The sequence below is a fragment of the Aliivibrio sp. S2TY2 genome, assembly GCF_028765525.1.
Taxonomy (GTDB): domain Bacteria; phylum Pseudomonadota; class Gammaproteobacteria; order Enterobacterales; family Vibrionaceae; genus Aliivibrio; species Aliivibrio finisterrensis_A.
In genome coordinates, this window is sequence record NZ_JARACS010000002.1 from 456,232 (window position 1) to 472,055 (window position 15,824).

General features: G+C 38.8%; 12 protein-coding genes. 8 read left to right on the forward strand and 4 right to left on the reverse strand.

The features are described 5' to 3' along the window. Positions 1-216 precede the first annotated feature (216 nt). On the forward strand, positions 217-945 hold the full coding sequence (locus tag PVK63_RS05855) for a TetR/AcrR family transcriptional regulator (RefSeq protein ID WP_130087916.1): 729 nt from the start codon (positions 217-219) through the stop codon (positions 943-945). A 334-nt stretch (positions 946-1,279) separates the two neighbouring features. Here the strand turns inward: PVK63_RS05855 and PVK63_RS05860 are convergent, their stop codons facing one another. Continuing rightward, positions 1,280-2,119: a LysR family transcriptional regulator gene (locus PVK63_RS05860; protein WP_130045969.1), complete on the reverse strand. Its 840-nt coding sequence runs from the start codon at positions 2,117-2,119 to the stop codon at positions 1,280-1,282. 255 nt (positions 2,120-2,374) lie between these two features. On the opposite strand from PVK63_RS05860, the gene PVK63_RS05865 reads away from it, so the two are divergent. Then, entirely contained in the window at positions 2,375-3,211 is an 837-nt protein-coding gene (locus tag PVK63_RS05865) for a delta-class carbonic anhydrase (protein WP_130045970.1), read from the forward strand. A 189-nt stretch (positions 3,212-3,400) separates the two neighbouring features. On the opposite strand, the gene PVK63_RS05870 is transcribed toward PVK63_RS05865, so the two are convergent. Continuing rightward, positions 3,401-4,438 (reverse strand): alkene reductase, encoded by a 1,038-nt coding sequence (locus PVK63_RS05870; protein ID WP_130087915.1) that lies wholly within the window; start codon positions 4,436-4,438, stop codon positions 3,401-3,403. A gap of 108 nt (positions 4,439-4,546) precedes the next feature. Further along, complete coding sequence (locus PVK63_RS05875; RefSeq protein ID WP_130046024.1) at positions 4,547-5,083, reverse strand: nuclear transport factor 2 family protein; 537 nt, start codon at positions 5,081-5,083, stop codon at positions 4,547-4,549. Between the two features lie 259 nt (positions 5,084-5,342). Between PVK63_RS05875 and PVK63_RS05880 the strand changes: the two genes are divergently transcribed. Both PVK63_RS05880 and PVK63_RS05885 read left to right on the forward strand, forming a co-directional pair. Then, the gene (locus PVK63_RS05880; protein WP_130087914.1) at positions 5,343-6,242 is read left to right on the forward strand and encodes a LysR family transcriptional regulator; all 900 of its coding nucleotides are present in this window, start codon (positions 5,343-5,345) and stop codon (positions 6,240-6,242) included. Between the two features lie 11 nt (positions 6,243-6,253). After that, positions 6,254-6,427, forward strand: coding sequence for a hypothetical protein (locus PVK63_RS05885; RefSeq protein WP_165371227.1), 174 nt, complete (start codon positions 6,254-6,256; stop codon positions 6,425-6,427). Positions 6,428-6,452: 25 nt separating this feature from the next. Here PVK63_RS05885 and PVK63_RS05890 read toward each other — a convergent pair whose 3' ends face one another. Next, entirely contained in the window at positions 6,453-7,340 is an 888-nt protein-coding gene (locus PVK63_RS05890; protein ID WP_130087913.1) for a helix-turn-helix transcriptional regulator, read from the reverse strand. Between the two features lie 205 nt (positions 7,341-7,545). Between PVK63_RS05890 and PVK63_RS05895 the strand changes: the two genes are divergently transcribed. The 4 genes from PVK63_RS05895 (at position 7,546) to PVK63_RS05910 (ending at position 15,808) form a co-directional block, all read left to right on the forward strand. Continuing rightward, positions 7,546-8,751, forward strand: a complete 1,206-nt coding sequence (locus PVK63_RS05895) for a sugar efflux transporter (RefSeq protein WP_130087912.1) — start codon at positions 7,546-7,548, stop codon at positions 8,749-8,751. A gap of 741 nt (positions 8,752-9,492) precedes the next feature. Next, positions 9,493-10,554 carry a hypothetical protein gene (locus PVK63_RS05900; RefSeq protein WP_130087911.1) on the forward strand — a complete coding sequence of 354 codons (1,062 nt, stop codon included), beginning with the start codon at positions 9,493-9,495 and terminating at the stop codon, positions 10,552-10,554. Positions 10,555-10,569: 15 nt separating this feature from the next. Further along, positions 10,570-11,367, forward strand: a complete 798-nt coding sequence (locus PVK63_RS05905) for a hypothetical protein (protein WP_130087910.1) — start codon at positions 10,570-10,572, stop codon at positions 11,365-11,367. A gap of 667 nt (positions 11,368-12,034) precedes the next feature. After that, a complete protein-coding gene (locus PVK63_RS05910) occupies positions 12,035-15,808 on the forward strand; it encodes a hypothetical protein (protein WP_130087909.1) in 3,774 nt (1,257 codons plus the stop codon). Positions 15,809-15,824: the final 16 nt, after the last annotated feature.

Here is a 15,824-nt window from a genome sequence, read left to right on the forward strand (position 1 = left end):
ACACACCTGTGCAGTATAGTTTTAATTTGAAGTAGATCAATATATTTTACACCTGTGCAGTAAAATAGTTGAAAATTGCATTTTTAAGTACGCGTTAGGCGCTGAACTTGGTATGCTTAGGCCATCAATACGTATCCGGCTGCTCAGAAATCAAAGCGATTAGCAACACTTAATACGTATATATTGGTAATTAAGAGCACAAACTAAGGGTGAATAATGACAGAGAAAAAGCAGGGAAAAAGAAGTACCGAAGCTGCTGAACAAACAAAATGTCAAATCTTAATGGTTGCGGCAACGATGTTTGGCGAGCTAGGTTACGAGCGTGTATCACTGCGTAATATCAGTGAAAAAGCGGGCGTTTCCCACAGTCTTATTCGTCATCACTTTGGTAGTAAAGATATGATTTGGAAGGCGATTTGTGATGCCTGTGATAAACATATGCAGAGCTACTTAGATGCTATTATCGAGTCACTACCAACCGATAAAACACCCAGCTATCGTATTTATCTCTTCATCGTTAAGCTGTCTGCGTTTACCTTGATGAACCCACAGCCAATTAAAATGATCGCCGATGCCATTCGCCAAGATGACAACGCATTACTTGAGTACTTCTTAAAAACTAAGTGCGAGTTTGAAGCGATATTTAAAGATCTTTTTGAAGAATACAATGAAGCCAACCCTGATGGAAAACTCGATATTTGGGAAACCAAGTGGCAAATGCTAATTTTTGCTCATGGTGCATCAAGCTTAACTCCAATGATGTCTGAAACCTGGCCACAATTTGCAAATAACCATGAAAAACTGTTACTGCAGCATTGGAATCTATTTAATCAAAATATGGCGGCTAAGTTCTCAGTAGCGAAAGAAGATATGCTGTGTCCAGCTAAACTTAATGAGTTATTAATTGATGTAGAATGCCCGTTAGAGCATAAGATTAAGGTGTAATTATTTAAGTGGGAGAAAAGCAAAAAAGATAATAAAAAGAAGGTTTTTTATTATCTTAATTCAAAAGCAGTATCAAATTTTCTCTTGCTATAATTTTTACGTTACACATTAGGTGCAATAACCAAAACGGCAATAATAGCTGCAACTAATGTACGAGGAATAAGAACATCTTTATCAATTTTCATCAAATAACTCCGGTTTACCTATCATTCAAATAAATCTAATTTTTCATTAAAGATGAATGAATTAGACTCTAATCAGGTAATACTATGATGCTTGATAACGAGAAACTATCGGTCACTGACTATTCGATGTATAGTTTTTATCTATGTATTTATTGATGCAGCTCACTTAGTCTAGCTTTAATCTGCTCACGTACATATTGATGCGTTTTATTGCTTATATTACGGCGATGATAAATAAGCTTAATTTCATACGGTTGAAGTGGAAAAGGTGACTCCAATACCTTTAGACCGAGCTCTTGGGCTAAACCAAACATACTTTCAGCCACAATACAGATCGCATCCGTGTGTCTAACGCTTAACAATAAATTAGATGGCCCACTGACTTCACGAACAATGTTACGCTCAAATATCTCATCAGGACGCGTTTCAAATGCCCCCATATTCTCATTTTTCAATTTAAGCATGACATGCTCAGCTTGATTAAATTGCTCTAAACTTAATGAATTCCCAGTAATACTTGGGTGATCGCATCGACACGCAAAGGCGATATCCAATTTACCTAAACTCTCACTCACAAAGGTATAGTCCGTCACGGTAATATCATCAATCAAGATATCGACTTCACCCGAGCGAATTTTATCAAGCATTTGGTACTCAACCGCTGGGCTTTCTGTCAGCAACGCATCGTCCATATCAGGCAAAGATTGCAATACGATTTCTGGCGCGCTGATTATCAAACGACGTGGAGATTCCAACGCCACCACCAATTGCTCCATGATAGGTCTAACTTGATAGGCTAATGAATGAGCTGCATCGGTTGGCTCTAGAGATCGTCCTACTTTTAGAAATAACGGCTGCCCGTAACTCTCTTCAAATTTTTTAATCGCACTGCTCATTGAAGGCTGGGTAATATTCAAATGATCCGCGGCTTTTGTCACGCTACCAAAGTCATACACCGCTAAAAAATGTTTGATAAAATTTAAATTCATTTCGCTTCCCTACTCGATATCTCGATTTAATCGACATCAGCACTCTATTAGCATTGGTATTTTTTGTAAGATAATGAACTATTTACAACAAAGTATGTATTTTATATAGAAATATATTTGCAAATAATAGATAACCATCAAATCACTTACATCTGTAACATTGTGTACACCAATGTTACATTCTTTTCGTTTTATAATATCTAATTATTATGTAAATTTATTTTGATAATGTTATCACGATAAGGTATCTATTTTATGAAAGCAAAACTACTGGTTACTTCACTTGTTTTTATGAGCACTACTGCCGCAGCGTTTACAGACACTAATAAAACCGTTAATGATAATATCATTACTGAACAGAGAGCAGCTCTAGCAAAGAATACTGATGGTAAAGGATTTGGCCCTCAATCTCCTAGAGATATCGATAACTTAACTGGCAATAATCAACGTCTGTTTGGATTAGCGCCAGAATATACTCAAATGAATTTATGTAATATTCATTTCCATAAAAATGCGGAACATAAAGGTGGCGAATTTACTACCTACGTTGGCAATGGCGATGGAAAAGGCAGCAATACTGGCTATGCGTATAACGGCAAGCTAAGTAAAGCAGAACTAAAACCATTTAATCACAAAAATAGTACACTGCAATCTGGTGACACCATTGAAGTGCATTATGTTCATACCACGGCTAACGTTAAACCAGGCCCAACACTTGGTGCATGTTTATCTGACTCAATTGGCAACCCACAATTACGTGTAGAAACACAAGTGTATGTTTTAGTTAATGATAATTCAGCTCAGGATTTTGAGTATTTAACTGAATACGCTAAAAAGTCGGGGTATTACCAAGCAGTGAACATTCCAGTTAATACAGGAAAGCCAATTCAATACGCAGGTTCAACAACAGGGCCTAGCTATAATGAGCAAGGATCACCTTTACAAGTAACTTGGAGCGTTAGACCACAAGTGACTAAAGTTAATATTAGTTCTGTCGCTGAATGGTTAACAGAAAATGATTTTGAAGAAGATCATGCTCATGGTGTAAGAAACCTAGTGACTAATCCAGATCTACTTTCTTCTGGGCATTAACTTTTACCCTATCTATTTAAAGCTAAGGGGAAATAGCTAATTTGCTATTCCCCTCAGTTTGTTTCAAGTATCTCTGTTTGGGTTATCCAAAATAATACAAAACGCTTGCGATAGAGAAAACCTGAGAATGAAATCAACAATACTTATTTTATAGAATAGAAATAAGGTACTTTTTGCTAACCTTACCATCTAGACAAGCTCATTTAGCATTTCAACCCTATACTCTGTGAGTGGTTTATTAGCACGCACTTTTTCAATATAATCTGGATTAGCGATCAACGGACGGCCTATTGCTATCAGGTTAGCATCCCCACGACGCAGTGTGTCACGAGCACTTTCAGGACTATAGCCTCCACAGGCAATCACTGTACCTTGATAAACACTGCGTATGTATTGAGTCACTGTACCGTTAATGTATTCAAAGGGGATATCATTGTGCGATCCCGTATGAACATAGGTTAGGTTATATTGATTTAATCGTTGCAGTACGTAATCCGATATTATTTTGTCGTCCTCATTAAGCTCTAGGTGCTGATGCCCTACCGGAGATAAGCGAACAGCGACATGGTTAATTTCTTTCTGAACCGCATCAATGACGTCAAATAAAAAGCGCGCCATTTTTTCTGGACTTCCGCCCCATGCGTCATTACGTCGGTTGGTTTCCCAATGCAGAAACTGATCCAACAAATAACCGTTGGCAGCGTGAAGTTCCACCCCATCAAAACCAGCCTTTCGGGCGTTTTCCGCGGCCTTAGCAAACTCCTGAATCACCTCAAAAATTTCAGTTTCAGATATTTCGCGCGGCATGCCATATTGTAGACCGTTACCGCGAGGTACACGGCCATTTAATGTTACCGCTGAAGGTGCTACTGGCTGTTTTCCATCTAGATAATAAGGGTGAGAAACTCGACCACAGTGCCAAAGTTGGGCAAAAATTTTACCTCCGTTCTGATGAACCTTGTCAGTAACTTTCTTCCACCCCTCAATTTGAGCCTCGTTATATAGACCTGGAGTATTTGGATAGCCCTGTGCCATTGGCGAAATGATAGTGGCTTCCGCAACGATTAAACCCACGTCAGCACGGCGTCCATAGTAATCTGCCATCGCGTTAGTTGGTATTAATTCCTCTGTCGCCATTGATCGGGTCATCGGTGCCATAACAATACGGTTTTTTAAGCTTAGGTCATCACTAAGATTAATGGTGTCAAACAGGATATCTTTGTTCATACTTTAGTCTCTACTTGATTCTTAATAAGAAAGTTCCACGGATTAGATAGTTTTATTCTCGGGATTACGAATAAACTCCAATTCATAATTATGGTTAGAATCTAAGGCTTAGTTTTCAATGTAATTGTAGCTAGCATCTGTACGATCACGTTGACCGAAGTATTTATCTTCAAAGTCTGGAGACCAAACCGATGAAGCATCTTGGTTCTGGTTCCAGTCGAACGCTGTTAGGCGATGAACCATTTTCCAAACACCGTTACGGCGCTCAAACTTGTAGAAGTGGCGACCACCTAAAATCCCCTCTTTTTCCACGCCATCTTCTTCGTGAACGTGGTAAGCCCACACATAGCTTTCAGCCGTTGCCGTGTCACCATCTACGTTGATAAGGACGTTACTAATGCGGTGTTGAGTTACTTTAAGCGCTTTAAAACCTTCCATTGCAGGCGTAACAAAATTATGAGCATTGTCGTTGTAGAAGAATAGATCCGGATAGATAGGGTCTTGGTGTTCTTCAATCGCGTCTTCCCAGTAGGTCGACTTCATAAGTTCACTGTCCATACGGTCTAGCGAGCGTGCATGGCGATAAATGACTTCAGTAATATCTTGCTTGTCTAATAAAATTTGTAGCTTTTGTTGCATATCCATAAGGATCTCCTACATCGACATTTCAGCCTTCTGACTGAATGCAATATTCATTAACTATGTAATTAGCGGCAAATGAGTTTTTATTTATTCACTAGCTATTTGGCTTGAGATGAATCATAGAATGTATCGAAGGGTGTGAGAACTGAGTAGTCATGACTAGCAAGTATGCGATTTTGGAATAATAGCCTTACGTAATTTGAACTAATCATGTGCTAATATGGCAAATCACTATGCGAATTGAGAATAATTGGAGTGTATTATGGATCAACTCAGCGCCATGCGTGCCTTTGTCCGTGTCGTGCAGATGGGCAGTTTTTCTGCTGCAGGCCGTGATATGAATACGACCCAAACCACGATAAGCAAAAAGGTAGCGGCACTTGAACAGCAAATAGGTGTGAAACTGCTAACCCGCAGCAGTCGAGATCATACTCTCACCCCAACAGGCACAGAATACTTTGAGCAGTGCGTGGCGATTTTAGGAGATCTAGATGAAGCAGAAGCAAGAGCTCGCGCAGAAATTGCTTCACCGCGTGGAACTATCCGAATTGCCGCTCCTGTCGCGTTTGGTCGCTTGGTGATTGCGCCACACATTGCTGAGTTTTTTACTCTATATCCGGAAATTAAAGTAGATTTGGTTCTGGGTGACAAACATGTGGATATGATTAGTGATGGGATCGATGTAGCAATTCGTGCTAGACCGTTGGAGGATTCATCTCTGGTGGCGAGACACTTGTTTAACAACCCAATGATGTTATTGGCCTCACCTCAATACCTAGCTCGATATGGGGAACCCAAAGAACCCGAGGAACTTAAAAAGCATAACTGCCTTGTGTTCTCAAATCTCAAATCCATTAATGTATGGCGTTTTATTAAGGAAGATAAAGAATTATCAGTAGCAGTTAACGGTAACTTTCAGAGTGATAATGGGGATGTATTATTAGAAGTCGCACTGGCCGGAATAGGTATTGTTCAGCTACCGAATTGGATGGTAAACACTCATATCAAGTCAGGGGCGCTAAAAGAAATCATGGGGAACTACTCAGGACAAACATTACCGTTTAATGCAATCTACCCACAAAATCGCTATGTACCACTCAAAGTTCGTTGCTTCGTTGATTTTATGAAAGAGAAGCTGTCCGATAGCAAAATGTATAAGTAACATCGCGACCTATGACGAATGTTCAAGCACAACTGGCTGCAATTATCGAACAGGACACTGTTGCGGCGGAACTTACTGTGGATGCGTCAGTATCAGATAAATGGGTTGATTTGGTTGAAAGATATATCGACATCGCCATTCGAGCCTTTATTGAGTTTATGTCTAACTACTTTTCTAGTGAATAACCGAGGCTCTATTTTTTATTTTATGCTAATTAAATCGACGTCGAAACTCACTCGGCGTCATCATTTTTAGCTCTTTAAACTGGCGATTAAAATTAGATATATTTTTAAATCCCGTTTTTTCTGCCACTAATGCGATAGGAAAGTTAGTACTCGCTAACAGCTCACACGCTTTACCAATACGATATTGCTTTAGATGGTCAGAAAAACTCATTCCATAATGCTTCTCAAACATTCGATAAGCCGAGCTCTCACTCATATGAAGTCGCTTACATAAATCAGAGATCTTAATTGCATCACCATAATACGTTTCTATATAACGAGTTGCTCGCTCAATTCGATGGTTTAATTCAGAATCATCGGAAAGCGGCTTAATTCGATAAGGCGTGGTTGATAGCTTTTTTGCTTTCGTATCATCAGAAAGACTGACTAATATCTCAATCACTTTTATCGCCTGCAAATGACGATCTAGCGTATTAGCGTGTTTTAATAATTCTGACATCTTGTGTGCGGTTTCTGGGCTAAACGATAGGCCATAAGCGGAATTATCTAATAACCGCTTGAGGTTTCTCGCTTCAGGGATCAGTGCCATTAAACGCTCAACCCAATGGTGAGCAAACCAAATAATTAAGGTGTGATGCTTGGACTGCTCTAATTTTACGCTTCGCCCTGCCACCATATGAGGCAAACCTGGACCATAAAGAAGCAGAGAATTATGGTGGATATCACCAATCGCATCTCCTGCAAAATAACTGCCTTGAAATGCCTCATCAGGGTCTAGATACAACACCAATTCATACTCAGAATGATAATGCCAAGAACACGCAAACTCATTATCTTCTACACGACAATGAAATTCTCTTACTATCCAATCAAAACTAGGTACATTTTGCACGTGTTCTTTAAATGGTTTCATTCTTGGCCTTAACGGTTAATACCACTCGAAATAAGTCACTCTCAGGCTAATCGTGTAAGCGTCACCTGTCAAAGAAAGATAACAAAATGACTGAATAGTATTAGAGGTAGCTCGAATAACATCACTCCCCCTCCCTATCATTGAGTAGACTACGCCTAAATAAAACGGTTCAACCACATTCTCTTTCGTACACTGGAGCTTCACTATGCCGCAAAACAAGAAGACATTTTTGTTTATTTTTATCGCCTTTATTACCGGACTTTGTAGTGCGTTTTTTTACCCGCTATCAAGCTTGTTTATTGTAGAGGAGTTGAGCGCATCACCAATGATGTTAAGTCTGTATATGACGCTCGCTGTCAGCAGTTCAGTGATCGTATCTCAATTTATTGCCAAACGCTCAGACACGCATTGGAACCGTAAAACCATTTTGATTGTTTCTTTAGCAAGTTACTTAATTTTGGTCGCCAGTTTTACCGTTATTCGTGATTATTGGTTAGCGATTACGATGGCAGTGGTGTTTGGTAGCGTCAGTGGCGCTTCTTTTGGTCAACTGTTTGCTCTAGGTCGAGAATATGGTGACAGACACGTCGCTAACAGCACCAGTTTTTTAGCCAAGATGCGTGCAGGCCTTGCCATTGCGTGGGTATTTGGTCCACCTGCGGCGTTCATGCTAAAAGCACAATTTGGCTTTAGTGCGGCGTTTGCAGTCTCTGCGATTACGGTCTCTATCGCGATACTCATCATCGCTAAATTCATCCCTGATAATGTCGTAACCAAAGAAGAGCGAACGGCAACCGTTGTTGAGCATAAACCGTTAGGACGTATGGTAATACTTTATTGCTTCATCATTGTGTGTGCGTTTTCTGCCAACAACTTGTACATCACCAGTATGCCTTTGTATCTTTCACAAGAGCTGCAAGTGGATGTGAGTTGGTTAGGCTTAATGTTTGGTATGGCGGCAGCTTGCGAGATCCCTGTGATGCTTGGAGCCGGTAAAATGGCTGATAAACTAGGCACAACCAGAGTAATGACGCTTGGCGTGATATCTGGTGCTATGTTCTTTCTTGTTATGCTATCAACCACCAGTTTTACAGGAATGCTAATTGCTCAAATTCTTAATGGTTTCTTCATTGGTGTATGTGCAACGCTTGGCATGGTCGCACTGCAAGATATGATGAAAGACCGATTAGGTACGGCTTCTACCCTGTTCTCAAACATGTTGAACATCAGTGTGTTGGTATCAAGCGTGATGGTGGGTGTGGTGGGTGAGTTATATAACTACTACAGCGCACTGTATTTATGCTTTGCTGGTGCTGTTATCGCTGCTGTGTTGTTGATTGTGTTTGAGATATTAGAGAAGAAGCAGAAGGTAGTGATTGAAGGCCAATGTGCGGTGGCTGGAGAGGTTTAGGGTTAATATTATTTAAGTGCAGGGGTTATAGCTGATTTGCTATTGCCCCAAACCTTGTTAGTATAATTATTCATCCAAATCCTGTTCATGGTTGTTTGGCATAATTGACGTTATTCGAAAGTGTTGTAGGTTTCGTTTTACGGGGTGCCCGACATTTCTGTTCTTCAATGGTAGGTCGAATGGTTACATTTTACTTTTCTCACCGTTATGCAACGCTGAGAGATCTATCTGATAGAGACAGGTGCTGAAGGCACTTTACCCTTGTTAGCAACAGGCTTGGGAGACCTTATAAATAGATAATGTTTATGGTTCAAAATGCCTTCAAGCTCCGAACGACCAGAGGTCATATAACAACAAACTAAAGAGAAATTTAACGGCGCTCGACGCAATGAAAAACACCTTACATTCCATGCTTTCATAGGTTTTATTGAAAATAATTTTAGTTATGCGTTTACTAGTATAAGAAAATTATAAAAAAGCGTATCAACCTCACTAGAACCATCAGGATTGCGACAATGACTCTCTATAGGGGGAGATGAAAAAGAACAAAATTCATACAGATAGTTACGCATAGTCGTGTTTACTATCAAAAAACCTCAACATTACCACCAGTAAATCTATTAATGCGCAACCTTTTAAGTCTTTATATATCATAAACTAAGCAAGTTTATATTAGATTTTCTTCAAAAGGTAACGCATATGCGTTACTATAGTTTAACTGTATGTGCCAAGGGTTGTGAGATGAAGAATCTAAAATTAAGTTGCGACGACTACTTAGAAGAATACTTCCAAGTAGGTCTCTTTGAGCTATCTAGAGAGATTCCACCAGTTCCTATGCAGTTCAAAAACAAGCTAAAAGTAACACTTGGAAAATTGGGAGGGTTAAGCTTCTATGTCGTATATACTTATGACGACATCATCTTTGCTCAAAGTAATCGTTATATGTTTGACAAACTGTTAAGCAGGCTTAACGAGTACCCAGTACTGTTTGTTGTAGATGAGTTGAAGCGCTCAACAATTCTCCAATTAACTGAGAAAAGAATTGCTCATATCATTCCTTTTGAACGCTCTTACATACCAGAGCTAATGCTTCACCAAGACAAGCCACCAAAAGATAACATCAAGCTATTCCCTTCTGAGAGGCTGGGAATCTTACCTACGAACATAGTAGCTAGATTTCTTGATGGCGTTATACCGCGCACATTTACCACTTCAGACATTCAGGTGGGTGTATCAAAAGCATCCATATCTAGAAGTATCAAGGAACTTCAAGATGTAGGACTCATTAAAGCAGAAAAAATCGGTCGCTCTTATCAGATGAAGTTCTTACATAGTAGGAAAAAAATCTGGGAAGCAAGAGAGTACCTTCTAGCCAAGCTAGCTTCTGACGTATACCAAGTACCAAAAAGCGTCATTGAAGGACCAACTGTACTTGCCGGAGAGTCAGCCCTATCTAGATACACATTGCTAAGCTCTCCCCAAGTCCCTTGCTACGCTGTTGTAATGGATAATGATGCTCGTAAAGACTTTGCGATAACTTCAAGCACAATCAACAAGGTTTCCAAGTACTTTATAAGAGAGCGAAGAACAGGTTGGGAAGAGTTTCAGGAAGAGGTAGAACTACAAGTATTCCCTTACATCCCAATGACGAAAGCAGTTCGAGATTGTGACGTAATCTCACCCATAGTGCTTTATCTAAGTGGCTATAAAGACAGAGAACCACGGATTAGAACTAGTTTTGAGGAGATCGATGAAATGATCTTCGAGAGTTTAGTTCAGCTAGATCAACAAGATTATGAATAAGGAGCATTAATAATAATGGACGCTAAATTAAAGCACTTTAGCGAGACCCTAAGTGTACACCAAGATAAGTACATTCTAATTGGTGGTAACGCTTGTGGACTCGTATTTGAAAGTAAAGGTCAAGAGTTTCGTCAAACACAGGATCTAGATATTGTTCTTGTTATTGAAGAGTTCACTGAAGATTTTGCTAAAGAGCTATGGGCTTACTTGAAAGCAGGAAACTATCAAGGTAAAAAATTCCACCAAAGCGGTACATCTGGAAATGTATATCGATTCGTAATTCCAGACGACTCTGAAACATTGAACACCTACCCTAAACAAATAGAACTCTTCTCTCGAAAGCCTGATGATGTCGATTTGTTTGAGAAAGAGCACCGCACACCAATCGAAACTGCTGAAGGAGTCTCTAACTTTTCAGCGATTCTTGTAGATGATGACTACTACTCATATTTGAGAGAATCGGTTATATCCATTGATACCGTTAATACTGTTCATCATATGTGTCTCATGATACTCAAAGCGAAAGCTTGGATCGGAAACAAAGAGTTGTTCGCCCAAGAAAAAATCAAAGAAGGTGATGTTTATAAACATCCTTTCGATATCTGTCGCTTACTCGCTCTATATGACGATGAAGAAGATGGCACACAAGAAGTACAAGGACGTATCTACGATGACTTAATGACTGTTGTGGAAATGTTCAAATCTCCGGATGAACAAAAATCACTCGAAGCCAACCGTGGTGGACAAGAATTACCAACAGCCTATTCTGATGCCGCAGATATGTTATCTCAAATATTCGCAGTGAAAGAATAGATCTCCCATTCAATAGCGGCTGTAATTTGATAGCCGCTATTCCCTAGTTATTCCAGTGTCGCTTCACTGTCGTAATACCTATCCTGATCTGCACCATCAACATTGGATATTAGGCTAAGCGAGTTTATCATACACAAAGTAATTCATTGATTGCTAAAATCCGACTTTTCAACAATCGATTTTGTCTAGAATCGCCCGTACCGATCACGGCAAACTTACCTTTGCCTCGAAATGATTTTACGCCCGCTTAAACTTATGCCTCCAAGTTATAATGTGGCCTACTTTTTCTATTACTTACCTATGATCTATCAGTTGGTGGTTATTCATAGACTTACTTATGTTGTGATTGGGGTAGGAAACATGCCCGCGTCGAACATAATGTTATTGATTAATTGCTTGATCATACGTATATCATTATGTAGAGAGTACCATATATAATGAGATTGTTTGTCTTACTAGTCTGACTCTTAAATTAAGAACATCATGACACTGCCTGAATCATTCCTACTTCTAGAAGAAAACTATCAGCCCTGTCGAAATTTAGCTTAGAATAGTTACTGATGTTCATGAAATTGGTAAAACGGTTCCTCATGTTGTAGATCAACTTAAGTTAAGTATTGTTCGGTAACAAAAATACTTCGAATAACTAAAATTAAGAATTGTATGTATGAATATAGATGATATGGATCTTTCCCAGTTAGATTTTTTGAATGCAGGTCAACAAATAATGAACCCAACTTTTGGTCAGTTTAGAGCAGAGCATAATATCGGTGAGTTAATTGACGGTTATGATTTTGAAGGTTCGCTTATCAAGTTAGCTGGGCTACTATACGAGCAAGAACTGCATAGTAATTTAATGACTACCGAAGCAATGATTCATCAATTGTTTCTCTCTCATAGTGGGCAGAAAACTTTGGAAGGAAGCGAGTTAAGTCGATTATTTAATGGTATTCATTCTACGTATATTGGATCATGGGAAGATCCTGCTGAAGATACAATGGTCGGGATAGCTAACTCGCTCAAAGGGTCATATATGTTCCTCAATGGACTTTGGGAGAGCTCCTGTTTCTATACTCAAATCTTTACCGACCTAATAGATGAGATGCCAAATTCAGAGCCTTTTTTGAGTATGAAAAACTCGGTAAGAGCGATTCTAACTTTGTCTAATGAGTCTATTAAAACAACAGATTTAAAGCGTTACCAAAAAGGGTGTGACAGCCCCAAATCAGAATGGGATTTTAATTCTTACATATCGACAAAACAACATAATATGGTCTGCTTTTCGTTAGATCTCTTAAGTCGATTGGGAGTCTCTGAGGATGACCTCAAACCATTTATAATTGACGATTCAGATATCATTGCACTCGCTAATGAAACTTTTGGCAACTCCTCACTAGAACGTAAGCCCATTTATAAGACAAAAGACAGTAAATATGTATTAGCTTTACCAACTGCTGTAAGTGTTGCAATTCGTCTGTTTGTAATAGAACAAGCCGATAAGTTTAGCTTTCTGAGGCATTTAGAGCATTCATTGCAATACAAGTACGTTACTTTTTTTTCTGAACACTCACGATTACTTGGAAAAATAAGTAATACGCCATTTTCACCGATAAAAACCTCAAGTGGAAGAATTGTTGGTGCAGAAGCACTAATTGGTATTGATCCCTATAGATATATCCACTTCATACTGTTTTTTGATGACTTTAATGCCTATCAGAACGGTGTTGTTAATAGTGCATCAGTTCCTGATATCGACTTAGAAAGAACTATTGCTGTAAGGATAGAAAAAGCACACAACTATTCTTCCAAAATGGATGGATTCGAGAGCGGTCTTACTATCCTTGTTGGCTGTGGTTGGGGCCGTTCAGTTATGTTATCAATTGAACGTCTTTCGGAACTTAATAATTGGAATTTAGAATTTGTATCAGCACCAGATTTGGATACTTTCAATCGAATTACTAGCATAAATCCACTTACTTTTTGGCGACTTATTGATGCCAAAAATAGAGCCCTTGAAGCAGGGGTCCATACACAAAATGTAAACGGCTTACTTAACTTATATGGATGGGCCAAAGGTAACGATTTTGATATTATCCCTCATTCGGCCTTAGATGAAGACATTGGTACTTCATCGTTGTTTATGATGATCACGCAAAATGCTTTGTTAGATGTTAGGTGGGAAGTACAAAATGAAGAAGATATACATAGAGTTTTAAACCCATATGGTGAAGTAGTTTCTGTAAGAAGGTTGACTGCGGGCAGTTATTTCAGAGAAGATCGCTTCAAGCCAATTTATGCGTCAGTAGATAACCTTGAAAACGGTCAGCTACTCGCCCTAATTGAAGGTAAGTTGTGTTCATGGTGGTGTACTCCTGTACATGCTGAAAATCATAATAAGGACCTTTTATATCGATTGTGGCATGGGATCTGTAATTGGATATGCAGGGCTGACTTAGCTCTATCTGAGTTGGGCCACTCTTCATCATACACTAAGGTTTGTTTTAGGGTTGAATTTGAAGATGTAGATGTTCCGACAGAGATTTCTCAAGTGCTTTTTCCTGAGGAACTAAACACTTTAATAGAGTCTTCTGTATCTATAGAAAATGGCTTATTGAACATAACCTGTAAGTTTTTAAAAAACTATTTTCTTGCATTTCATCGAGCTGATAACACAGCCGAAAGAAGAATCATAAAGTCATTGCTTACTGCATTTACAAGAAAGTCTATTGAAAGTAATGATAATGAGAAGTTAGTTGAGACGATTCTGAACCGTATTTTTGTAGATAATTACGGTAAAGAGGTTCACATGCTCACAGCTCAGTCCTTCCTTGACCACGTAAAAATGAGCTTACCTAAACCCCTAGCTTTAGACCGTTTCGATGATGCAACCATTAAAATAGGTCTCGCATGGATAGCAAATAGTCATACTGAACCATGCAATATCTATGGCAAATCTGAATGTACTCAATACTTGCAAAACTTAACTTTAAATCTTTGGAAGGAAATTAAATCCAATTTAGCATTTTTTAACAAGAAAGCACTCATTCTTTTCTTACTTGAAAACCATGCCGCTGTAGAAGCAGATATCGAGCATTGGCAACGGACTTTTAAAGCGATGTTAGGGCTTCATAGTGATAAAGATGATGTATATTCAGTAGCACTGGAGCGGATTTCATCAAATAATGCTGCACTTACAGGGTCTAGGATTATTATTGAAATGGCTATCTGTGAATCTTTAGATCATGGAGGAAAAGTTCCGAACAAGCTGGATGTCGCTAAGCTCATAACTTACGCGACGGCTATTTTCCAGTATGGCAACTTGTCCGATGCCATAATGTATGAGCTAGTAAAACCTCATTTAAGACTTTCCACATATGGTGATGTTCAGTTTGATCACACTTCATATGATACTGTGATAAACCCTTATAGTAAGTTGGTTCAGACTGTGATGATAGATCATGCATCTGAGAAATATGATGATCATTTCTCAGAACCAAAAGTTCATGAAAAAGTGGAGGGACTATTAGGACAAGAGTTTGAATATGCTTGGTATCAAGAATTTGGAATATCTATCGATGAAGCTAGAAAAATTCTAGATATATTTGAAAACATTGGGCTAGATAGAAATGAAGCAGTCTATGAACTAACATGTTCAGAATTATTTTACCAAGCAAGCGCGCATGGTATCTCCGACATAGCATTAAAAGCTTTTATGGACCGATTCACTCTACCTAGAAGACCGGGTTGGATGGATTTAACTTCAGGTTTTCGTGTTGGTGACATTTCTCCATGGAGATTTCGACGCAAGTTATCTCTAACGTCAAGACCATTAATAATACTTGAAGATAAAGTGATTGTTTCACCAAGCTTGATACGTAGAGGTGTTTTGTATTGCCTAGCTAATTCATATGATGCCTCGTTGGATGGTTCATTCTTCAATACACAAGTGATGAAGAAATGGGTTGGAGAGCAACGAAATAAATCAGGACATAGCTTCAATCAAGAAGCGGCTGATAAATTCAGCAATTTGGGCTGGAAAGTGGAAGCTGATGTAAAAATTAGCAAGATTCTTAATGAGAGAACTGATAAAGATTTCGGGGATGTTGATGTATTAGCATGGAACCCATCTAAAAAAGTTGTCTATCTTGTTGAATGTAAAGATTTAGAATTTGCCAAAACTCAAGGTGAAATAGCAAAACAAATATACGAATTTCGAGGTGTGAACAGATCAAATGGTAAACCTGATCGCTTAAGGAAACACATAGATCGCTTTCACATTTTGGACGAAAAGATTGATAAGTTAAAAGACTATTTGAAGCTCGAATCTATTGATGAATTGAGAGTCATGTTGCTGTTTAAGCAAACCGTACCTATTTCGTATTGCAACTCTGATAGTGAAGTACCTATTACAGTTAGCTTCTTTGAAGAACTAGTCGTTTAATTCGATATATAAAAAA